General features: G+C 46.1%; 18 protein-coding genes. 3 read left to right on the top strand and 15 right to left on the bottom strand.

Annotated elements, in window-relative coordinates; genetic code table 11:
- Positions 1–3: 3 nt before the first annotated feature.
- The 10 genes from MHB49_RS15115 to MHB49_RS15070 all read right to left on the bottom strand — a co-directional run bounded on the left by MHB49_RS15115 (position 4) and on the right by MHB49_RS15070 (position 15,598).
- Positions 4–921, bottom strand: coding sequence for an ABC transporter permease (locus MHB49_RS15115; RefSeq protein ID WP_405156691.1), 918 nt, complete (start codon positions 919–921; stop codon positions 4–6).
- Between the two features lie 99 nt (positions 922–1,020).
- A complete protein-coding gene (locus MHB49_RS15110) occupies positions 1,021–2,586 on the bottom strand; it encodes an ABC transporter substrate-binding protein (protein ID WP_405156690.1) in 1,566 nt (521 codons plus the stop codon).
- Positions 2,583–3,794 carry a M20 family metallopeptidase gene (locus MHB49_RS15105; RefSeq protein WP_405156689.1) on the bottom strand — a complete coding sequence of 404 codons (1,212 nt, stop codon included), beginning with the start codon at positions 3,792–3,794 and terminating at the stop codon, positions 2,583–2,585. Before MHB49_RS15105 ends, MHB49_RS15110 begins: the two co-directional genes overlap by 4 nt.
- Entirely contained in the window at positions 3,794–4,543 is a 750-nt protein-coding gene (locus MHB49_RS15100; protein WP_405156688.1) for a FadR/GntR family transcriptional regulator, read from the bottom strand. Before MHB49_RS15100 ends, MHB49_RS15105 begins: the two co-directional genes overlap by 1 nt.
- Before the next feature lie 190 nt (positions 4,544–4,733).
- On the bottom strand, positions 4,734–5,447 hold the full coding sequence (locus MHB49_RS15095) for a glycosyltransferase (protein ID WP_405156687.1): 714 nt from the start codon (positions 5,445–5,447) through the stop codon (positions 4,734–4,736).
- A 140-nt stretch (positions 5,448–5,587) separates the two neighbouring features.
- Positions 5,588–6,685 carry a Gfo/Idh/MocA family protein gene (locus tag MHB49_RS15090; RefSeq protein ID WP_405156686.1) on the bottom strand — a complete coding sequence of 366 codons (1,098 nt, stop codon included), beginning with the start codon at positions 6,683–6,685 and terminating at the stop codon, positions 5,588–5,590.
- Between the two features lie 12 nt (positions 6,686–6,697).
- Positions 6,698–7,621: a helix-turn-helix domain-containing protein gene (locus MHB49_RS15085; protein WP_405156685.1), complete on the bottom strand. Its 924-nt coding sequence runs from the start codon at positions 7,619–7,621 to the stop codon at positions 6,698–6,700.
- A gap of 19 nt (positions 7,622–7,640) precedes the next feature.
- Positions 7,641–8,645: a Gfo/Idh/MocA family protein gene (locus MHB49_RS15080; RefSeq protein WP_405156684.1), complete on the bottom strand. Its 1,005-nt coding sequence runs from the start codon at positions 8,643–8,645 to the stop codon at positions 7,641–7,643.
- A 356-nt stretch (positions 8,646–9,001) separates the two neighbouring features.
- Positions 9,002–14,242 carry a S8 family serine peptidase gene (locus tag MHB49_RS15075; RefSeq protein WP_405156683.1) on the bottom strand — a complete coding sequence of 1,747 codons (5,241 nt, stop codon included), beginning with the start codon at positions 14,240–14,242 and terminating at the stop codon, positions 9,002–9,004.
- A gap of 696 nt (positions 14,243–14,938) precedes the next feature.
- Positions 14,939–15,598, bottom strand: a complete 660-nt coding sequence (locus MHB49_RS15070) for a DUF1232 domain-containing protein (RefSeq protein ID WP_405157141.1) — start codon at positions 15,596–15,598, stop codon at positions 14,939–14,941.
- 161 nt (positions 15,599–15,759) lie between these two features.
- Between MHB49_RS15070 and ytaF the strand changes: the two genes are divergently transcribed.
- Complete coding sequence (ytaF, locus tag MHB49_RS15065; RefSeq protein ID WP_405156682.1) at positions 15,760–16,383, top strand: sporulation membrane protein YtaF; 624 nt, start codon at positions 15,760–15,762, stop codon at positions 16,381–16,383.
- A gap of 242 nt (positions 16,384–16,625) precedes the next feature.
- Here the strand turns inward: ytaF and MHB49_RS15060 are convergent, their stop codons facing one another.
- From MHB49_RS15060 to MHB49_RS15050, 3 genes are all read right to left on the bottom strand, one after another.
- A complete protein-coding gene (locus MHB49_RS15060; protein WP_405156681.1) occupies positions 16,626–17,219 on the bottom strand; it encodes a hydrolase in 594 nt (197 codons plus the stop codon).
- On the bottom strand, positions 17,191–18,420 hold the full coding sequence (locus tag MHB49_RS15055; protein WP_405156680.1) for a multidrug efflux MFS transporter: 1,230 nt from the start codon (positions 18,418–18,420) through the stop codon (positions 17,191–17,193). The genes MHB49_RS15060 and MHB49_RS15055 overlap by 29 nt, the downstream gene beginning before the upstream one ends.
- 76 nt (positions 18,421–18,496) lie before the next feature.
- Positions 18,497–19,243, bottom strand: a complete 747-nt coding sequence (locus tag MHB49_RS15050) for an AraC family transcriptional regulator (protein ID WP_405156679.1) — start codon at positions 19,241–19,243, stop codon at positions 18,497–18,499.
- A 57-nt stretch (positions 19,244–19,300) separates the two neighbouring features.
- Between MHB49_RS15050 and MHB49_RS15045 the strand changes: the two genes are divergently transcribed.
- On the top strand, positions 19,301–19,606 hold the full coding sequence (locus MHB49_RS15045; RefSeq protein ID WP_405156678.1) for a hypothetical protein: 306 nt from the start codon (positions 19,301–19,303) through the stop codon (positions 19,604–19,606).
- Here MHB49_RS15045 and MHB49_RS15040 read toward each other — a convergent pair.
- Positions 19,590–20,843, bottom strand: coding sequence for an RICIN domain-containing protein (locus MHB49_RS15040; RefSeq protein ID WP_405156677.1), 1,254 nt, complete (start codon positions 20,841–20,843; stop codon positions 19,590–19,592). The genes MHB49_RS15045 and MHB49_RS15040 overlap by 17 nt on opposite strands.
- 244 nt (positions 20,844–21,087) lie before the next feature.
- On the opposite strand from MHB49_RS15040, the gene MHB49_RS15035 reads away from it, so the two are divergent.
- Positions 21,088–22,023: a carbohydrate deacetylase gene (locus MHB49_RS15035; RefSeq protein ID WP_405156676.1), complete on the top strand. Its 936-nt coding sequence runs from the start codon at positions 21,088–21,090 to the stop codon at positions 22,021–22,023.
- A gap of 78 nt (positions 22,024–22,101) precedes the next feature.
- Here the strand turns inward: MHB49_RS15035 and MHB49_RS15030 are convergent, their stop codons facing one another.
- A complete protein-coding gene (locus MHB49_RS15030) occupies positions 22,102–23,571 on the bottom strand; it encodes an alpha-L-fucosidase (RefSeq protein ID WP_405156675.1) in 1,470 nt (489 codons plus the stop codon).
- Positions 23,572–23,639: the final 68 nt, after the last annotated feature.

Raw genomic sequence — 23,639 nt, 5'->3', positions numbered from 1 at the left:
CTTCTAATCGTATTTAATGCGTGGATCAAGCAGCCGGTAGGCCACATCCGTCAATATATTCGTTACAACTACGATAAACGCAATGACAAAAACAGCAGCTTGAACAATCGCCATATCGTGGGTATTGACAGCAACAACCAGCAGCTGACCCAGCCCGGGCCAGGAAAATACGGTCTCTGTAATCAATGTTCCGCCAATCAAGCTTGTAAACTGCAAACTCATAATCGTCACAACCGGAATCAAACCGTTGCGAAACGCGTGTTTGCCAATCACGACCATCCGGCCAAGCCCTTTGCTCCGTGCTGTGCGGATATAATCCTGACTCAGAATTTCCAGCATGCTGGAACGAATCAGACGCGTCATCTGCGCGGCCAGTCCGACACCAAGTGTAAAGGCAGGCAATATCAAATGTGATACGCCGCCGCGGCCGGATACGGGCAAAACTCCCCACATGACTGAAAATAACAAAATGAGCATAATGCCCATCCAAAAGTTCGGCATCGCTTTACCAATAACCGATATCCCGGAGATGATCAGATCGGTAAACGTATTACGTTTGACTGCTGAAGCAACTCCAAGTGGTATAGCCATCACAATGGCAAAAAACATCGCTGCAACAGCCAGTTCAAAGCTGGCGGGCAATCGTTCCAATACGAGCTGTAATGCTGGTTCTCCGTAACGGAAGGATTGACCGAAGTCTCCCTGCAAAGCGCTGCCAAGGAACTTCATGTACTGTGTAAATAACGGCTGGTCCAGTCCAAGTGCCTGCGTTAATACAGCGCGGTCTTCCGCGGTAGCTGTTTCAGGCAGCATCAGAGCAACCGGATCACCCGTTACACGAACCAATATAAATACGATTAATGAAACAATGAACAGAACCGGTATAACTTGCAGTAGTGACCTAAGTACATATTTGCCCATTCTCTGTCCACCTCCCTTTTAAAAAGAACGGCAGGAACGTGGTACAGTCCCTGCCGTTCTCGGCTTATCCTTGTCATAACAGGTTGTTACGTCCTGATGTTACTGTGCAGGTGTAATTTCGTCGGCGTAGAACATCTCGTCACTGCGAGGCTCGAAGTTCACACGGTTATCGGTGCCATATACTCCTTCCATCTGGTACAAGTACACAGCCGGACGATCTTCAGCAAGAATTTGCTGTACTTGCTGATACTCTTTCTCTCTTGAAGCCGGATCCATGTTAACAAGCGCAGACTGGAGCAATTTCTCCACTTCCGGATTGTTATAATCCGACTCTCCTTTGGCCTCTTCCAACATGTAACGATTGTAGTTATTGGAAGCATCAAAGAGGGAGTTCCCGATTCCGATCATGAAGATTTCCTTGAATGATTTGGAACTGTAACGTTCACTGAACGCACTTGGCTCAAGCACATCCAGATTGATTTTGAAGCCTACTTGCTCCAGCATCGCTGCCACAACTTCAGCAGGCTCCTTGTATTGGGAGGATACCGAGATGGTCATCTCTGCTTCACCTTCCGCATAACCCGCTTCCTGCAGCAGCTGTTTCGCCTTCTCCTGATCATAAAGCGATGTTTTGTACAACGAAGGATCTGCCCCGAAGTTACCTGGTGTTACGGATGTGCGAGTCACGATCCCTGCACCTCCGGCAATGCTGTCTACGATACCCTGCTTGTCAATCGCCAGATCAATAGCCTCCCGAACCTTGGGATCAGCTGTGACGCTACCCTCTGTTTGACGGAAAATCAACTGAAGTACGCGCTGAATTGGCGCTTTGACAATCTTCTTGTCTGCCTCGCCTTCAATGCGGGCAATATCTGTTGACGGAATGGAGGCCGCGATATCAACACCACCTGCCAGCAATTCAGATACCCGTGTGGAAGCTTCGGGGATGACGCGGAATACAACCTCATCCCATTTCGGTTCACCATCGAAATAGTTTTCATTTTTCACAAGTTCAACGCGATCATCTTTGGCCCATTTGCTGAATTTGTAAGGACCTGTACCAACAGGTTGTTTGAGGAAAGAATCAAAACCATTATCCTCAATATATTTTGCTGGCAAGATGCCGGCTCCCATTTTGGACAGACGATTAAGCAGCAGCGGGTCCGGTCCGTCTGTAATAATATCTACCGTATATTCATCGACGGCTTTGACTTCAACGATGTTTTTGAAGTAACTGTTTTGTTTCAATGTATTGTCTTTGGCTACACGCTCCAGCGTATACTTCACATCGGCAGAAGTGAATGGATCACCATTATGGAAGGTCACGCCTTCACGCAGCTTGAAGCGCCGGGTTGTGTCATTCACTTGCTCCCATGAAGTCGCGAGACCTGGAACCTTCTTCTGTTCACTGTCATTTTTGATCAGATAATCAAATACGTTGACCAGCACCGCTTCACTGGATGTATTGTTGTTGTTGTGCGGGTCAAAGCTCTCAATATCCGTAGCAGCTGCGATCGTAAGCGTAGTGCTCGCAGATGTTCCGCTTCCTGATTCACTTGATGCCGAATCGTTGTTCGTACCAGCACTCTTACCACCGCAAGCGCTAAGCACTAATACTACAGCCAATAAGGTAATCCACATACCTGTCCATTGTCTTTTTCTCATTTTCCATGCTCCCCCTCAGAAGTTGTGTGTCTTGCCAAATATTCAAGCGCTACGGCGGACAGCATGCCCACACCATAAGGCATCACCGTCTCATCCAGATCGAACATCGGATGGTGAAGCGGATAACGGGTTCGCTCTTCCTCGTTACCTGAACCTAGTCGGAAGAAAACACCCGGAATCTGTTCACAGTAGAACGCAAAATCCTCGCCGCCCGTGGAAGGTGGAATGCTGCTCCAACCCTTCGTCCAATCGAGGCCGTCAACAGTTTCCGTAAGCAAATCCACCATACCCAGATCGTTAACCACAACCGGGTAACCATCGCCATAGATGACTTCGTGACCTGCCCCGAACGAACTGCACACACCACTTACGACTTGTTCAATCAACGCCGGCATGCGTTCACGAATGGCTGGAGAGAGTGTTCGAACCGTACCGATCATCTCAACCTCCGGTGCAATGGCTGTACCCATGTAGCCCCCGGTTATTTTACCGATTGTAACGACAACAGGCTCCAGCGGGTCTACCATACGACTAGCCAGATTTTGTAGTGCTGTAATGACCTGAGCAGATACCGCAATAGCATCGATACCTTCATGCGGCCTGGCAGCATGTCCACCCTTGCCAAGTATGCGAATCACCAAACGATCGGCCGACGCAAACGCCACACCTTTACTTACTCCAACGGTCCCCGTATCCTGTCCCGGAGTCATATGCAATCCTGCAATGGCATCCACTTTTGGATTTTCCAATACACCATCCTGAATCATCGCACGCGCACCTGCCAATCCTTCCTCCGCAGGCTGGAACACAAATTTGATATTGCCCGATTTTGGCCGACCGAGGCTCGTGAGCAGCTCAGCCGCTCCCATCAGAATGGTTGTATGTGCATCATGACCGCACAGATGCGCCTTGCCTTCGACTTGGGAACTGTACTCAGCCGACTTCTGATCTTGTATAGGCAATGCGTCCATATCTGCCCGAAGTGCAAACGTGGGGCCCTTTGTTTCTCCCCTCAGTAAGCCGACGACTCCGGTTTTTCCCACATTACGCGTCACTTCAAGACCCAGGCTTTCCAAGTGCTTGGCTACAATCTCTGACGTTCTGAATTCCTCATAGCCGATCTCCGGATGGCGATGAAAATCTCTCCGCCAGGCAATGAGTTTTGGCTGCAATGCTTGTGCACGTTGAAATAGTTGTAATTGGTCCATTAGCTCTCATTCCCTTCTTTGTCATTCGATTCTGATACCAGTCGCGCGTAGATCGCATCCGCCGAGAACTCAATGTGCCTTTTCATGGTCTCCCGGGATTTAATACTGTCACGTGCTTTCAGCGCTTCAAGAATCTCCATATGTATCCCATGATTGACGGAGCGGATTCGGTCATCATATGGCATCAGGTCCAATGCCGGATTAATTTTTGTCCTGATCTGTCTAACAGCCGCTTCGCAGTATGGATTCCCGGATGACTTAGCAATGGCCAAGTGAAATTTCACATCCAGAGCCCGGAACCACTCCCTTGTACAATGGGGTTCAATACTTTGCTCCATGTAGGCTTCCAACAGCTCCAGCTCGCCTGCGGTGATCCGCTCAGCAGCCAGAAAAGCCGCTTCCGGTTCAATAATGGTCCGATACTCAAACACTTTCAGCATTTGTTCCCAATCCCGTTTAATTTCTTCTCTTGTACGTTTATGAGAATTGGCGGTCAGAGGTAAAACAAAAGTTCCCCCTTTGGCCCCCACTCGCTTCTCAATCAGACCCTTGTCTTCCAGCGTAGATAGCGCCTCACGTACCGTAATGCGACTTGCATTGAAAATCTCGGCCAGCTCTCGCTCAGAAGGAAGCTGTTCTTCACTCATTAATTCCTTGAGTATGATGGCTTCCTCCAGCTGTTCCCTAATAAATTCACTGACCTTCTTGGTAGATACTTTTTCAAAACGAAATGAAAACGTACTGGACATGTAAACACTCCGATCTGTAAATGGTCTAGACCTTATACCATTAATATAATTCCGACTAAACATATATGCAATAGTTTTTTTTGATATATTAAAAAAAAAGATGCATCTGGATTAGACAGACACATCTTTTTCACTGGAATATTCCTCGGTACTATTTCGTTGTTTCATGCAAATGAGTCTCTATTCTTCTCTAGAATTTCTTGTCTGCAAATGGTTTGAACTGTTCTGTAATCGCCAACTTTTTGCTTCCTTCCAGGTAGAACTGATCATCTGCTTGCCAGGTATGAGTTTGTTTGTTCGATCTCCGGTGATATACATAGTTAAAAGGCGACGTAGCATATGTTTTGAACCCTTTTTTTCTGCATTGCCTTAGAAAGGTTACATCTTCTCCAATGGAACGATCCGTGAATCGGACCTTCTTCAATACCTCCCTTTTGAAGAGAAGCGTGCCGCCTTGTATAAATTCCACATGTTTATTCTTTTCTTTGGGTGATCTGACGAGCAGCATTTTTGAGGCACCCAAGTAAACCAGACACGAATGTTTGCCCACAATATCGCTTTTCGTTCGTTTTAGTCCGTTCACTTGTTCTTTCAAATAATAAGGCGAGTAATAGTCATCATCATCAAATTTGGCGATCAACGAAAATCGGGCTCGGGTGATACCAGCATTCAGGCTTTGTCCTAACGATATGCGTTCTGGAACTTGATAAACGGTAACATTAGCATGTTTTCGAACGCGGTTCCGATATAATTGCAGATTCATGCTGTCATGATTCAAAATGATGATAAGTTCTTTTCCTTTGTAGCGCTGTCGATTGTAATTTTGCAGGATGTTGTCAAAGAATTGTGGCCGATTGGTACATACAATAATGGTCACACCGTTTCCCGTTTTATTTCCAGTCATGACATACCCTCTTTTCTGCACATATATATTTTTTCATCATACGTTTAGAAGTAGAGAATGGTATGGACGAATCAATAGCGTAAAAAACACCAAAAAACCCTCTGTCCCCAAGATCAGGACAAAGGGTTCTTACATTCACTCTAGGCTTGATTGGATTCGTTCATGTATACGGCTTTACCTGTACGAGCGGACTCATAGAGTGCCTCCAGAATTTGTGAAACCACCAAAGCCTGTTTCGGCGTCACGACCGGCTCAAGGTCCTTATCGATCGCTTCAATCCATTTTCTCATCTCGATATCCGGTGCACTTTCACTCTTTCCATCGTAGAAAGCAACTCCGCCTGCATTCAGATCAATTTCATTGGTGTACAAACGGCTGTATTTCTCACCATTGATGCGCAGGCCATTCTTCATATCTGCACCCGCTTCGCTTCCACTCAAGCTGCATTTCGCTTCATCCACATCCAGTGAATTGAGCGCCCAGCTGGATTCCAGCATAATTGTCGCACCATTCTCCATTACAATCATGCCAAATGCAGAATCTTCAACCGAGAATTTTTGCGGGTCCCATGGGCCCCATGCATTCGCTGCATTTTCCCGTTGTGAAAGCTCGTGATGGGTTGTGCCCAGAACAACTTTTGGTTGATAGTTATCCATCATCCACAGCGTCAGATCAAGTGCGTGTGTTCCGATATCAATCAGCGGTCCGCCGCCTTGTTTCTCCTCATCAAGGAAAACACCCCAAGTAGGTACCGCTCTTCGTCTAATCGCATGTGCTTTGGCAAAATAAATGGAGCCCAGTTCGCCAGCTTCACATAGCTGCTTCAGATACAAGCTGTCCTCTCTGAAGCGGTTATTGTAGCCAATAGTCAGTTTTTTACCCGTACGCTCGGCTGCTTCGAGCATTTTTTGCGCTTCAGCAGCTGTCTTGGCCATCGGCTTTTCACACATCACGTGTTTACCGGACTCCAGTGCGGCAATCGAAATCTCTGCGTGAGAGATATTTGGCGTTAGAACATGAACAATATCAATCGTTGCATCCTGAAGCAATTCCTGGTAATCCGTGTATACTTGCGCTTCAGAACTACCATACTTTTCTTTGGCTTCTTCTGCACGTTCCTGAACGATATCGCAAAAAGCAACCAGTTCTACATTACCAAGCTTGCTCAGACTTGGCAGATGCTTGCCGTTTGCAATCCCGCCACAGCCAATAATTCCTATACGATACGTTTTACTCATATCTAATCACCCTCACTTTTGGTTTGGTTGTTTCATTTTACGGAAAGCCGATGGGGTCATCCCCAGACGCTTGCGAAAAACAGCATGCAAATAATTGGCATTGGTAAACCCTGAAGCCAGGGCAATTTGTTCGATGGAAACATTGCTTTCTTCCAGATTGCGGCACACCGCGCGCAGGCGTATATCCTCCAGCACACGGCTAAAAGGCATCTCCGGCTGCACTTGATAAAAAATTCGTTGCAGTTGTCTGCTGCTAATATGCAGCTTCTCTGCTACATTCTCCAGCGTTACTGCTGAGGGATGATTCGCTTCCATATACTGAATGGCATAATCGTACCTGTACACAGACATGTCTCGCACTGGAGCCTCCGCCCGATTCCCCCCAATATCATAGGCTCGGACGGTCTTCAGCAGAATGCTAATCACCTGCTGCTTAATGGACGTGTAATATCCTATCAGTTTACGGTCACAAGCCTCATAGGCTTCCAGAAAGCAGTTCATGGCACGATGATAATCATGTACCGGAGCAAGAGGAAGTGTTCTAAGCTTTTCGATCGTTTCCTCTGATTCTGCTGCCTCCCACGGATCTACACCCTCTCTGGGATGTTCGATGATATCCACGTGCAGGCACAGTTCATCCATTGCCTCTTGGGAATCCGCCTCCTGATAATGAACAAGACCCGGACCCGTTAAATACAGCATGCCTTCAGAGAGCGGATGCATTTCATCCCCCAGAATGACTTTTCCTTTCCCTCTCGGGATGAAATGGAACTCGAATTCCGCATGATTATGAAAATCAACGATTCTGCCTGCCGGAAAAGAAGTCAGATGAAATCGCAGAACCCGTATCTCGTAATGTCCCCACAGGATCGAGACATCCAGTCTTTCCAGGATATCCTGTCGTTCAAGCATTTTTTCAAAAGGATATCGGCTCAATGCGGCACCTCCCAATACCCTATCCCTGTAACTCCTTCAAGGAGATTTTACGCCCTTCTTTGGCAGAAAGGTTGGCCGCCTCCATCAGGCGAGTCAATTGCGTAGCCGTCTGCAAATTCTCGGTAGCAATCGTATCATTTTGAATATGGGAAACCCACTGGCTGAATGCGCTTTCTCTTCTGTCCAGCAGAGGAATCTCCGTCCACTCTTTCTGTTGATCTGAACCAACATTTGTGCGAATTAACAGCTTATCCTCCGGTGTTCCGTATAACAGTGTTCCCTCTGTACCATGAACCTCAATGGCGAACGGAGAATGACTGTTCACAAATCCGGCCTCCACCACACCGATCGCTCCAGAATCCGTAAATAAGGTAGCCACCGCGTTATCTTCGACCTCTTTGCCTGTCACATATCCAAAATTAGCATTAACGCCTGTCACTTCTTGCCCAAGGAAAAGATTCGTCAGATACATCGGATGACAACCGAGGTCAATTAAAGCCCCGCCTTGGCAATCTTGCAGATCGTAAAAATGCTCAGGCAGCCAATTGGCAATCGCACCGTTATGCGACAGACGCACACGAACATAAGTCACCTTACCAAGCAGTCCTTGGTTCAGAACATCTTGAATCGTTAATGTATATCCATCGTTCAAACGCGGTAAAGAAACCGTCATTTTCACTCCATTATCCTGTACATCAGAAATGATCGTATTTACTTCTTTAATGGTTGAAGCGATAACTTTCTCTGTGAAAATATGTTTTCCTGCTTTTGCAGCAGCAGTGATCACTTCTTCATGAAGACGTGTCGGTGCATCCACAATGACAGCATCGATATTGTCCTGTGCCAGCATATCTGCAAGCGATGCATAGAAAGGCACGTTCAGACGTTCAGCTGCTTCCTGTCCGCGCTCGGCATTTTCATCCCATACAGCAGCCATCACCGTATCTTCATGCTCCTGAGCCTGTTTAATATAATCCCAGGCATGTACGTGCCATAAGCTGATTTTACCTATTCGAATGGTCACTATGTCTTACCTCCATACTATATGATATTCTGACATCTAACTATAAATTAACACAGACTTAAACTATTTTTAATAGGAACTTACGACAATAAGTATATAAAATTACGACATGAAGCAGGTATGAACGGTTTAATCGAATCATTATTGATAAGCAGCTTTGTTTTTGGTCATTTGCTTCTTAACGGCTGTGATTTCTCAATGCCCACAGTTCGTTCCAATGATCATATGCAATATGATGCATTAGAACGAATCTTAGGCAACATCTCTTGAATTTACACACAAAAAGCCGACAAGCCATTAATCTTTGGGCTTGTCGGCTTTTCCTTTGACTTTCACATATTGTGCGGATGCTTCAATTAAGGCAACGGAATTTCGTCATCATCAGAAGGCACAATCGCTTCAGAAGCTTCAGGAGCTTCAGGAGCTTCAGGAGCTTCAGGAGCCTCTGGCGCAGATACGAACAACCGTCCTGGCGCTTCCGCTTCGACTTTGTTTCCTGCTGCATCCTGAGCACGGATCACGATCACTCCGCCCTCAAGCACCAGCGATGAAGCTGTAGTATAGGTGCCTGTATAATGACCAGGTTCCGTTTCTACCAATGGAATCTCACCCCCAGCCTGTGTGCTTAGATTAGATGGCAGTTCAATTCGGAAAGAAGCCTGTAGTTTGGGTACACTGTCAAACGAAACCGTTACGGTTTCTCCTGCCACAATGCGTACATCCTCAGCCGGAGAAATATTGGTCAGTTCAGGCAAAGCCGTTTCCACATACACTGTCCGGGTAACGGTTGTTTTATTGCCTGCAATATCTGTCGCAATGATTGTGATGATGTTCTTGCCCTCATTCACAAGTACGCGGTGATTAAAGTTTCTATTTTGCTCCAATTTCACCTTCTGTCCATTGATGGTCACCTTATCGAGGAATTCGTCCTGTACATCTCCGGTTACATGAACCACTTCGGTATTGATTCGACTTCCTTCTTCAGGTGTAAGGACCGTTAACACAGGTGCTGTCTGATCCAAGATGATCACAACTGGAAGGGAGCGATCTGTCGTTTTACCGTTAACTACCGCCTCGGCAGTAATTGCATTAACACCTGCACGAAGTTTAACATTCAGCTTGAATTTTCCGTTTTCTACTGTCGTTGTTCCGGCTAGTTCTTTCCCGTTATATATTTTGATTTGAGCCCCAGAAGCTGGGGAAGTTCCCGATACATCAAATGTCGACTGATTCGTATAAGTGTTCTTCGGTTGCGTCAGTAGAGGTGCATTCACCGGATATTTTACCACTGCACGAATCATATAGTTACCCTCTTCTGCTGGTGAAGTACTCCATACACCACCTACACGCTGCCAGCTCCGCCCTGCATTCACACCATTTTCATCGGTTGCGAGTCCAGGTGCGCTCGTTCCAACAGCAGTCTGTACATACACGATGTAGAAATCGCCTTGTACTACAACTGGCTCAGGAAATTCAACGGTTGTCCACTGATCATTGCGCAATGCGGTACCATCGAACGGACCCGCCAGCAGTCGGCCTGGCGCTCCACCTGATCCGGAGGCATCATAGACGGCATATTTGAATGCTGTCCCTCCTGGTACTGGCCATTGTGTATTCCAGAATCGAAGTGATGCACCTGTAAGCTGTGCTGTCTCCAATTCCGGCGTCATACGTACAGCCCATGCGTTATCTGCTGCCACAAAAGCTCTTGCATTTTCAGCCGTTCCATCGTCATAAGCGATTTCACCAGGAAATCCGATAAATGGTTTTAATGCAACTTTCGCTTCGACAGTACCGTTTCCAGGTACCGTTACATTTACAGTTTTGCTATAATAGTCAGTCGCGATGATCGATAATGTATAACTTCCTTCCAGAACATCCAGAGTAAATTTACCATCTGCTCCTGTGCGTACAGCACCTACTTGAGCATCTTCCAACACGAGGACGGATGCTCCAGCGATAGGTTTCCCTGTCCGCTCATCGCTCACAATCCCTTCAATCTTTCCTTGAGGAATGGTTTCCAGATTGAAGTTGGCTGTTGCTCCACTTCCATCGGTGATGGTTACCGTCTTGGTTTGAGGATAATAGCCATAAGCCTCAGCCTTCAACGTGTAATCACCCGCCACGTGAGTGAAACTGTATTTGCCTGTTGTCGGGTCTGTCTTCACGGAACGTCCTGTTTCCAGAACAGTGACCGTTGCACTTGCAGGCAAGCTTTGAGGCGTTACAGAGCCTGTTCCAGGTTTCTGTATTTCGGGCTGTTCCTGCTTGGTTTTATTGAATTCAGCTTTGTCCGTACTTGAAATTTTGTACCAAGGACTATCGTATTCCGGCTTAGGCTTGTCACTGTTCAGAACAACCGCGGTATCTTTCGTAACCGCCTCAGTGGCGATACCCAGAATGCGGAAGTCATCGATGTACCAGCCTTGCTTGACGACACTACTGTCTGAAGTCAATCTGAACCGGAATTGAACTTCATTCCCTTTTAATCCTGCCAGATCGTAGAATACTGGAGTCCATTGTTTTCCATTTGAGGAATGAGAGAATTTTCCAAGCTCCGACCATGTATTACCACCGTCTTTCGTGGCTTCAACATAACCGTAATCGTATCCACTTTCGATTTCATACCAATGATTGAACGTCAGCGTGGCTTGATCCACCTGAGTTAAGTCTACAACTGGCGAAACCAGAGAGTAGTTAGAACCGTTCTCATAGGTGCTGTCCAGATCGGTTGCCCATACATTCGGCGAAGAAACTGCACTGGCAGGTCCAACGACGGGTACTCCGCGTTCCCACTCATCCTTGGTGCCGGAATGGGTCCACCCATTGTCGCTGCTGCCGTCAAAGTGATCGATGAAAATATCTTGAGGGACCTCCACGGTCACTGATACCTCATTCGACTTGTCACTCTCATTGCCACTATAATCAAGAGCCGCTACCGTGTAAAAATACGTCGAATCTGTTACTGTAGCCGTATCCGTAAATGTCGTTGCAGATGTATTTCCAAGCAATTCATAATCTGAGCCGGAATTCGTTGAACGATACACGTTGTAGGATTTCAGATCCTCATCGTCCGATCCCGTCCAGGACAAGTTTACATTCCCCAGAATGTCGGCAGAGGCGGACAATCCGCTTGGTGCTCCCGGAGCAATATCATCTGGAGCTTGTACTGAAAAGTCATCGATATACCAACCAGCCTTTTGAACGGAATTGTCACTGGTCAGATTAAATTTGATAAATACCTGTTGGCCGGCGTACTCACGCAAGTCAATATATTGCGTTTTCCAACCTCCACCGGCACCTGTAAAGCTCAATGCCTCTTCGAATGCGAAGTCACTATCCTCTGTTGCAATGTACACTTTCCCAAAATCGATGTTGCTCTCCAAATCGTACCAGTGCTTGAAGGATAACAATGCTCCGTCAGGGCTCTGGGTAAGATCAATTGGCGGTGCGAGCAAGTAGGCATTGCTGCTAGCTGCATATGTCCCCGTCAGGTTGGTTGCAATCACTTTGTCACCAGAGTAGGCACTTCCCGGTCCACTCGTTGGTGCTCCCCATGCCCAGGTGTTGCCAACTCCACCCGAGGTAAAGCCCAGATTGTCTTCCTCAAAGTCTTGCAGATACCCAGGCTGAACTCCATTGGAGACAGCGACCTTATAAACTTCACTTTCGAATCCGTTATTGCCATAATCATTGACCCGTATATAGTACTCCAAGCCTTGTGACTCGATCAGAAATGCCGGGATTGTCGCTGTGTAGGTTCCATCTTTGGCGTCCCCTGCTACTCGATTCATCGGCAGATATACGTACTGACTCGTACCCGTTGTTTTGGCAAAAGCCTCCACTGTGGTTACACCGACATTATCGGTAACACGTGCAGTCAGTGGAATATCAAGCCCCGTAAAAGCAGAATTTACAGGCGTATGTTCCAGGACTGGCGCTTCCAGATCGTCACCTGCTGTGACAACCCTGCCGGATACCGTGCCTATACCTTCTAGGACGGAGCCCACAGCATCCAGTGCATTGATAATGCCGTGACCGTAGCCGTTATTGGGCGAGGTTGGATATCGGCTGTCTGTTCTCGGTGTCGCTGTATCCATAATGATCTGCTCCAACTGATCAACCGTAAGGGAATGATTGGCTTGAAGCAGGAGTGCGGCCAGTGCAGTGGTATGCGGGCCTGCCATGGACGTGCCGTTCCAGCCTCCCTCATACACTCCGCCCGGAACAGAGGAACGGATATTTACACCTGGAGCCGAAACTTCCGGTTTAATTTCCTCATAAGGGGAAGGACCAAGGAGGGAAAAAGAAGCCAGATTCCCGTTGATATCCGTTGCTCCCGTAGCGAAGCTCTCTGGATAGTTCGCAGGGTTCGCAACCGAACCTGGACCTCCCGGATTCGTCAATGTCACATTCCCGGCTGAGAATTCCGGAAAGATCTGTGCATCACGCCAAGCCTGAACCATTGGACGGAACCATTCGTCCAATCCTGGACCACCACCCCAGGAATTGTTAACCACATCCGGGGCAAGCTCAGGGTGCAAGTTTCCTTCAGCATCCACTGGAGCAATCAGCCATTGCCCGCCATCCAGTATAATGGCATCGGTCGTACTCGGATTGAAAATCCGGACAGCAATCCATTTTGCTCCGGGAGCAACCCCGATTTTGTTGGTGCCGTTCGCTTCGGAGCCTACCATTGTACCCATCGTATGTGTACCATGACCGTCTCCATCTGCAGGAAGGGAGGCATGGCTATGAGGATCATACCAGCTTAGCTCGGGATCAACGACATTTCCGGAAGCATCAAGTCCTCTCCATTTGCTGCGGAGGGCCGGATGGGTATAATCAACCCCGCTGTCCAGGTTGGCAACAACGATTCCTGTACCGTCGATTCCTCTATCCCAGACTGCTGGTGCATTGATAGAATCGATGTTCCATTCAACGTTCTCTGTCTGCAGGCTCTTATCGTTAGCAGCTGCACTTTCCTTCTTATCTGCCTCTTTGGCTGGTGCCTTGGCAGACTCCGTTGCTGGAGCAGCTGTTGCGCTTTCGCTACTAATCTCGGTTTTCTGCATATAACGCTGCTCGTTAGGCAGTATTTTATCCACCTCGGGAAGAAGTGCAATCTGTTCCATGACTTCCTTGGTGCTCGTTACTGCGAGTGCATTAACGATGAAATAGCTTTTATATTCTTTGACCTTGCCAAGGTCAAGTTCCTTTTCAAGAAAACTTTCCAGGGTGTACTGGGATCGTGAGGCCGTTTCCCGCAGAGTACTGACAACCGTGCTTCGCACGGACAATTTCGTTGCCGAAGCCGTTTGCTTGTCGATGGTTGCCTTTTGCAAGGCTTGTTTGGAAACAGAAGCTGTATCTACCTGTTCTTTCATTTTCACCAGATAAGTAACATAATCATTACTCTCAAATTCTTTGTTCAGCTTGGCGTTGACTTTGGAGGTGGTGATATTGCCCGAACTGGATTTCATATCGATCTTCTGCGACGCGGCGTTTTCAGCTGAAACCGGATGAATGATAGATAATGCAAGGAGAAGCGATAAGCCCATGGAAAGCGGCTTGCGCAAACGATTCATCTTTATCAAACTTTTCCACTCCCTTTACCCGGTTTTTGTAATACAGTGATGCACTGTATCCATTTCTTTAAACGAAACGATGAAACGGCCTCAACTAAACAGACTTATTGCGTTTATTTACATCAAGCCTCACCTCCTTTACAGGACAGGTTATTAACTAACATCATATGTAACAGATCGTATGTGTAATATAGTAGATAGCCAATTTCAGCGTAATATGGAAGAGTGGATTTCAGATCAATTCATCTAGTGGGTGGAAGTTTATTCACATTGGTTAAGGAGAGTAATCACCAGCGTTAGCAAGAACGCATTCTTAACAAGGGAGTATTATGGATCTGGGTAGATCAGGAGATTTCTTTATCTATGTACAAACAAACTCTTAAAATTACATATAATATAAAATTTAGAATCAAATTGTATATTTATGGTATATTATAGAGTCACAAAAAGAGATATACAAGCACTTTTATAGAAAAATATAGAAAATAAGCCTTTTTAATGCTTTTGTAAGTCTAATGGCTCTCCGTTATTCATCTGCTTTTCGCAAATATGAAAACCCTAACGTTTTAATTGATCCAAGCAGCCCTTTTTAACTATGTCAGATTCTTTTGGACATCAAAAAGAACGACGCGAGCAATTCGCATCGTTCTTTTTAGGTTCTGATATCTTGGTTAAATGTTGTATTGTTTTCCCGGACAAATTGTTTCATGTGCCCTGCTTCAGACGTTCCAACACCAGATACACAACGATCGCATCATCCAGATAACCAATGGGAAAGAGATAGTCCGGGATCAAATCGGCAGAAGAAATAAAATACAACAATGCACTGCCGATCAGAGTACGATTATTCTCGGGTGTAATCTCATCACAGTATTGAATGTGCATTTCCTTCAAATGATCTATGAACGGCCCTGCACCATTTATTTGATTGATCTTTATTTCAAACTCCTTACAGATGATTCGATGCCCTTCATCCGTACGTGCATATTGTTCGTACTTAACCATTTCCTGTTCAATCCGCTCTGTTGTCACATCGATGTCGAATAATTTCGTATGCTGCAGGACGGTCTTAATCGATTCAAGCGAATCCAGAATCCCCTGCTCGGCCCCTTTTGGGGTGTGATTAATTTTGTAGCCTGTAGCCTCAATTAAATGATCCAGTGAAACGTCCAACTGTTCAGAAAAGATCTGCAAATGTGTGAGCTTCGGTTGCTGCTTCCCGTTAAGAATTCGAGAAATGGTAGCCGTGTCCATTCCGCACAGCGTACTGAATTTGCGCATCGAGAGAGAGCGTCTGGCTAGCATAGGCTTGATCAAATCTCCGATATGGCAATCCTTTGTTTGATCCCTCGCTTTCACCAGCATCCCCCCAGAGATATATCGATACTCTATTCTATGGGACAATGTGGTGAAAGTTTACCTTCTTTCTTCATCTGCAGCGTTTTGTTGCATTTTTCTCATGAACGGGCACACGAATCTCAACACGACATACATTAAGAGCAGATTACAGATCATGAGGTGATTTTATGGCGTGGATGCTTATTCTTGCGTTGGCAGTATCTTCGAGTCTTGACAATCTGGGTGTCGGACTATCGTACGGGATCAGAAAAATCAGAATCAGCCTATTTTCGAATTTTTTGATCGCCGTTGTTTGTTTATTGTTCAGCTATTCAGGCATTTTGTTCGGGAAATGGATTTCGATTGTGCTTCCTGGCGTTTTCCCTATACTGCTGGGGACATTTATCCTACTCGTTATCGGTTTTCGTATCATCTTGTTATCGGTTCCCCGCAAGAAGAAAGATCAGGAAGAGACCGACTCCCAAACCCTCGGGATCGGGTCTATTTTGCAAAATCCGGAACGGGTAGATTTAGACAAATCAAATCATATTGGAGTTCTGGAAGCATTGATTCTGGGCGTTGCCCTTTCGACAAATGCACTGACGAATGGCTTAAGCGCCGGGCTGATGGGCTTATCCCCCTTGTATATTTCCCTTACCGCAGCGATCGGCAGTTTTGTTACCGTATGGTTTGGTGTGTGGATGGGGTCCAAAGCGGCTAACATTCGTATCGGTTCGTTCACATTGGGACAGTTCGGAACGCTTGTCAGCGGGATTCTCTTATTGCTGATTGCAGCCAATAATTTGTTTTGATCATTTAGGGCTTCAAAACCTAAAAAATCAAGTAAATTGAAGAAATAATGTCTCTGTGATTCGTTAGCTCTCAGATCTGGGCAAATTGGAGCGAATAGCGTGTGTAAGGTTCATTAAAACAAAATAACACTAAAAAAGGATGTCCCTCGTCATATTCATGACTTATGGGACATCCTCCATGTTAGAACTTTGTTGATGGATTCTTGACTTGTCAGAATCATGGGTCATATATCCGGCTTATCCTATTTCAGTGCTGTAACCACTTCTTCACTGGAGCGAATCCGACCCAATCTGGGGAAAATGGTGTTACAAACGTAGTCATGCTCTTCTTTGGTAGCAGCTGTCATTGCATCTTCTACAAAAATCTGTTGATAACCATGCTGATAAGCTTCTCTGGCAGTAGTGTCCACGCCGATTGACGTGGATACACCACATAATACAATGGTATTTATTCCCCGACGGCGCAACTGTAGATCAAGATCCGTACCAAAGAAAGCACCCCATTGACGCTTGGCAACCGTATGATACGGAGTATGGGCAGTCATTTCAGGCACGAATTGATCCCAGTCTGCGCTAAACTGAATCGCTCCCCGTTCCATATCCGTCTTTGGTTTTAACATGTCTTTCCCATCCACGGACGATACTTTTACAAGCACGACAAAGGCTCCTTTTTCCGTAAAAGCCTGTGCTAACTTGGCTGCATTCTGCACCACCTGCTCACCTGTGCGTGGAGCCTGTAACGGGCTATTTACAATCCCCTTTTGCAAATCAATCACAACCAACGCTGTTTTTTCTGCTATAAGTTGTTCAGCTTCTGCTTTTTTCAAGTTTTCCATGATCTTCTCTCCCATTGGTTTCAAGTTTTTTGTATACCTTAAAATACACCCAGCCAGCATTGATCAATATCAATGCACTGGTAATCAAGAACACATATCGTATTCCCATCCAGGCAGCCACTTGTCCGCCCAAGACGGCACCGCCGAATACACCCAGATATCCTGCTGACATGTTGAAACCAAACATTCTACCTGTCAGTGAAGCTGGTGTGATTTTTTTGATCAACGTATTCACAGAAGGAATCAGCCCAGCTGCTGCCAATCCCAATAAAAAACGCAGGCCCATCAATTGCCATGGACTCGTTACAAACGCCTGCGCTATGAAGAGAACTCCGGCAGCTAGAAGAGCAGCCAGTATTACTTTCTGCGCACCTATTCGGTCCGATAGCTTGCCCAGTCTTGGTGCCGCAATGAGATTGGCGAGTCCTGATGCCGAGAACACAATTCCGGCCAACAGAGCAACATGCGCAGTGTTACCGGAAAGCTGCGTAATGTACACGGTAATGATAGGCTCTACCGAATATAAAGCCACAGTGAGTACAAAAAAAGTAACAAACAAGTTAATCGTCAAACTTTTCTCGGGCACTTTTCGCCATACTTCTATAAGGCCAAGCACCACCTTGTCCTCTCGCGTGAACGATTCCTTCACAAATAGTGCGGTCGTAATAAAGGCGATCATCATCAGCCCACCCGTTATAAAAAACGAATTCTGGAGCCCCCACTTCACCCCAATGAAACCACCGATCGTGGGACCGATCAAGGAACCTGCAATGTTAGCAGTTGAAAGTGTGCCCAGAGCATAGCCTGCATGTTTGGAATCGGTTTGGGTCGCTATCAGCGTTGTACAGGCGGTGCTGTATCCTGTGATGACACCCTGTAGCAGCCGAAGTCCAATGAGCATGTACACATTTGTTGAGAACCCCATACAACCTATCACTACAGCCATTCCCAAACTGGCTCGAAGCAGCATCGGTTTTCGTCCCCATCGGTCGGCAGCCGCTCCCCATATGGGGGAGAAGATGGCGGAAAGTATAAACGTGATGCCAAAGGCAATTCCGGAGAATTGGGCAATCGCTGCTGAATCATTCACACCAAGCTGCTTGATGTACAGCGGCAAAATCGGTGCGATCTGACTCATGCCTACCCCGGTCACAAACATGCCGAACCAGCATACAATCAAATTTCTTTTCCACAGCGGCATATCAACAAGCCTTCCTCCCGCTTCAGAATCATATCCTCATCTTAGCGATCAGAATGGCTATTCACCATGCATTATGTTAAACTCCATGGACATTTTTGCTGTAAAATTCCGATGGACTCATTCCTTCCAATTGTTTAAAAAGCCTACTGAAATAGAACTCATCCGTGTATCCGAGTAACTGCGCCACCTCTTTAACTTTGCTGTTCCCTTCCAAAATGATCTCTTTTGCCTTATCCATCTTCAGTTTGTTGAAAAATTCTATAATCGAGTAGCCTGTAATCTCTTTGAAAGCTCTTGATAAATACGGGGCAGATAGCTGCACCAGCTCAGATAACTCGGTCAAGGTGACTTTACGATGCAGATGTTGATTCATATAGTTGATGATCTTTTCCACTTTCAAGGATGTAGCGTAATTACGATGACGCTTTTTTATATTTTGGGCGATCGCGATAATCAATTGCTGCAATAAGGACTTGGTGCGAAACTCATAACCCGGTAGTTTCGTATGCCAGTTGTCTACCATATGTTTAAATATTTCTTCCAATTGATAATAATCCTGTAATTGTTGGAGAGCTGGCAGGGGAAACATCTCTACGTCCTCGTTTACAGTCCATGCATTGTCATTCTGCTCGATTCGGACATAACTGAAGTGAACCGAAAAAAAACTTATCGGATTATTAAGGTCAATCTCTATCAAGTGAGGGACATCCGGTTGAAGGTAGATCAGGGCGCCTTCCTGAATGGTATGTCTTTTACTATCAATGCTAATCTCCGCTTTGCCATCTGTAATAAAAATGAGTTCGTGATGCTGAAGCGTCCGCACCCCTTTATTAGAAAATGTCCTAAGTTCATTCGGTTTCCTTGAATTGCAGTATAAAATATGGAAAAAGAGCTGTTCAATATTCATGGTTCCCTCCACGCACATATCTTCTTGCTATCTCGTTCGTTCTACCGGTTCACTCGTTCAGGATTTCCAAATAGCGGCATGTTTAGTATGAATGGGAATCTGGCTGCCCATAGTTCCTCCGTCGCTTCATTCAATCCTGTTTCTGACGAAGATAAACCTAAAAGAACAAAAAAACAAGCTGTCTCCATTACAAATGGAGCGCAGCTTGTTTGCGATTTTATTTATTTGTTTGATCGTCAAACTAAATCCGGTATAGCCACTATTAATTCAATTTGTTAAACGACCATCGTTGTGCATCTGTACCATTATCATTCCATTGCTGAATTGCAGCCCCATCCGCCGTTGAAGAGCTCGACACATCTACTGCCAATCCATTCACCTTGGAAATGATTTTGTAGTAACCGTTACCCGCATCCTGGATGCTCCACCTTTGGGCGTTAGAGCCGTTATCATCCCATTGCTGGAGCTGTACGCCGGGTGATGCTGTTGAATTAGGCACATCCAGAACTTTTCCGCTGTGAACAGCCGTGAGTTTATAGAAACCATCTCCAGTGCTGTCGACTCTGAACGTTTGGTTGCTCGCACTGTAGTTGGTCCATTGTTGTACTTTGGCTCCGCTTGCCGTAGATACATCCACGATATCCAACACTTTACCGCTTGCTTTGGAACCGATCGTATAGAGACCGCCGCTGACAATGTTCGGTGTACTCGCTGCTTGATATACCCGCACATAATCCACCAGCATTTGTGATGGGAAAGGAGTCGCATTATTTGGGCTGCCAGGCCAGTTCCCACCTACAGCCATATTGAGCAGAAGGAAAAACGGACGCTGGAACTCCTCAGTGTTGCCTGTTCCATTTTCGATGTAAAACTCATTGAATTGTTTGCCATCCACAAACCATCTTATATATTTGGAATCCCATTCAATGCTATATACATGAAATTGAGAAAAATCAAGATTTTCCGATATCTTACCATAATCGGCATGCCCGTTAGCATCCCAATGCACGGTACCGTTCACAAAAGCATTGTTGTTGACCCGCTCCATAATGTCAATCTCTCCGCTCTTGGGCCAGCCGACAGAATTAATGTTGCTTCCCAGCATCCAAAAAGCAGGCCACAGCCCCTGACCGGATGGCAGCTTAATGCGTGCTTCTACTTTCCCATAAGTAAACGATTTCAAACCTTGGGTTTTAATTCGTGCCGAGGTATAACTGCTGCCATTGTAATTTTCTTTACGTGCAGTGATGACCAGATTGCCACCCGTCACTTGCAGGTTCTCGGTGCGATTCGTATAATACTGCAATTCATTATTTCCCCATCCACCGCTGCCGGTACCGATCTCTGCAGACCAATTTGACGTATTCAGAGAACTTCCATTGAATTCGTCACTCCATACCAGATTCCAATTGGTCGCTGCGTTTGTCGTCGTGCCAGGCAGCAAAGCAATTAGGAAACTGAACAGCACCAGCGTACTTACGATTTTTCTTTTTTTCAACAATCTTTCCCTCCCCATATTAACGGACCGATTCTGAACGGGACACCCCGATTTTTTCTCAATCCGTAACAACGTTTACATTAAATGTATTCTGCCTGTGACTCGATTATTTCTACCAGCGAACAGGATATATCCTGGACAAGAAAGCATTCGAAGTATTTTATCAAGCCTGTGCGAATGAACGGTCCATACCTAGTGACCTTTAATATATTAGGGAAATGGAAAATGATTCGTTCTCAACGTGAGGAAGGAGATCAGAGGTATGAGCAAGCAAGTGATCATTAATGCGGATGATTTCGGGCTGTCGCCCGGTGTTAATCAGGGAATTATTCAAGCGTATCAGGCTGGTGGAATTACGAGCACTTCGATGATGGTGAATATGCCGGGCTTTGATCATGCACTGAGTTTAGCCAAATCACTGCCAGACCTCGGAATCGGTTTGCATTTTAATCTGACTTACGGGAGACCCGTGTCCGATCCGGCCTTTGTACCTTCTTTGGTGAAGCCTGACGGTTCTTTTCATCAATGCCAATGTGGTTTCATACGAGACGTCGCTGATATTGCCAAAGAACTCGATGCTCAATGGAATGTTTTGGTTCAAGCGCCGCTTTCTCCTACACATCTGGATTCCCATCAGCTGCTGCATCAAAACGATCCCATCATATTTCAAATCATGGCGGAAAAAGCTGTCCGGGAAAACATCCCGCTTCGCAGATCACAGGTTCGGCATGCAAGCCCTGATATGCCACCCCCTCGGATGACGGATACGATTCTGTTGGATACTTATGGAGATCATGAGGGTTTGCAGCGATTGCTTCTATATTTATATACGCTCCAAGATGGCATTACCGAGATTGTTTGTCATCCGGGATATGTCGATGATGCTCTGCGTGAAATTTCCAACTGGCTGGACATCCGCGAACATGAGCTTGCCGTATTTGTCAATCCGGATGTTCCCCGAACGTTACAGGCGCTGGGCATTGTACCAATAAACTACAGAGCCGTAGTGGATACCACACATAAATCATGCGAACTTCCACCAATACAAATGACTTCACCTCTCAAACCAGTAGAAAAAAAACGGCCTCGTCATGTGCGACAGCGCTTATTGAAGCAGCAGCGTTTGGCGAAGATACATCGCTTGTCCAAAAAACGGAGAACACTCCGTCGACCTTCTTCAACCCGAAAACGAGTGTAATCCATTGCAGAATCACACAAAAAACAGGACTATAACCAGTACATATCACTGTAGGTTATAGCCCTTTGATCTCATCTCTTAATCAAGCTCTATTTTAAATACGACGGGTGAGCTGCTCTGCACGTTTCTTGTCGTTATCGTCAAGGACTCTTCCGTTCTGCTCCATTCCGGTTGTTCGTCGAAGCCCAATACCTGAATGTCCCTAATCAGTCCATGGAAATGATGAGAGTTTTCCTTCAGCGAACGGATATGAACAATCCCGTTCTCCGGGTAGGCCATAACCGTGGCATAAAGGCAGCTTTCTTTTACAGTGAAACGAATGTCCTCACTTGTAAAGATCTTGGTCTCGCCATCTGTAAATTGCCCTTCCTTCACCTCGGTAGGCCCTTCCCCATACGTCCGCCAGAACGTCGTGTCATAAATCGCTTCGCCATTCACTTCCAGCCATTGACCTATGGCAAGCAAAATATCTCTGTCTTCATTCGGGATACTTCCATCTGCCTTTGGTCCAACATTCAGCAGCAGACTGCCATTTTTGCTTACAATATCGACGAGGTCCCTGATAATCTCATCCGCTGTTTTATAGTTGTTGTTTTCTGTATAACACCAGGAATTTTTGGCGACAGCCGTATCCGTTTGCCAAAAATACGGTTTCAGATCGGCGAATTGTCCACGCTCCACATCGGGAACGGCACAACCGAGCATAAAGGCATCATGTTTATAGTTAATCGCTACCGGAATGCCCCACTCTTCACCTTTGTTATAGTAGTAGGCGCTGAACTTTTTCAAGTAAGGTTTGAACGCTGCCGTCTGGATCCACCAGTCAAAATAAAAAACGCTCGGCTGGTATTGATCCACCAGTTCACAGCAACGAATCAGCCAATCTTCCAGATATTCATCCGTTGGAGGTGAGCCGTGTAAGTCCTGATGATCCGGTTCTGGCATGGCAGGCCAGTAGAAATCACCGCGTTGGAGCGGCTCCTTAATATCTGAATCGAAGTTTTTTCCATGGGACATGAAAAACCAGTGCTCAGCACGGTGTGACGAGACACACAAGGTAAGACCCTGCTTCTCATACGCGACCTTCATCTCGCCCAGCAAATCCCGTTTGGGTCCCATTTCATATGTGTTATAGTGAGAGATGGAGCTTTTGTACATTTGAAAGCCATCATGATGCTCGGCTACAGGCATCACATAACGGGCTCCGGCTTGTTTAAAAAGCACAGCCCACTCATCTGCGTCGAATTTCTCGGCGCGGAACATCGGAATGAAATCCTTATAGCCAAAATCCTTCGGATGACCATAGACATCAAGGTGATGTTCATAAGCTTTGGAACCTTCGATATACATATTTCGTGAATACCATTCACTGTCATACGCAGGGATCGAGTAAAGACCCCAATGAATGAAAATACCAAACTTGGCGTTTTTGTACCACTCAGGAACCTCGAATGCGCTAAGTGAACTCCAGTTGTCCTTATACTTTCCTTCGACAATCGTTTTGTCGATCTGCTGCAAATATTCGTTTTTGTCCAGTATTGTTCTCATTCGGTTCTCATTCCTTCCGTTATCAGCTGCACTTGTATTGTAGTAGCTGGATGAACAGATAGACATGC

Origin of the sequence: Paenibacillus sp. FSL K6-0108 (assembly GCF_045040695.1) — a bacterium.
In the GTDB taxonomy this organism is placed as follows: Bacteria; Bacillota; Bacilli; order Paenibacillales; family Paenibacillaceae; genus Paenibacillus; species Paenibacillus pabuli_B.
This window is presented reverse-complemented; position numbering and strand designations above follow the sequence as displayed.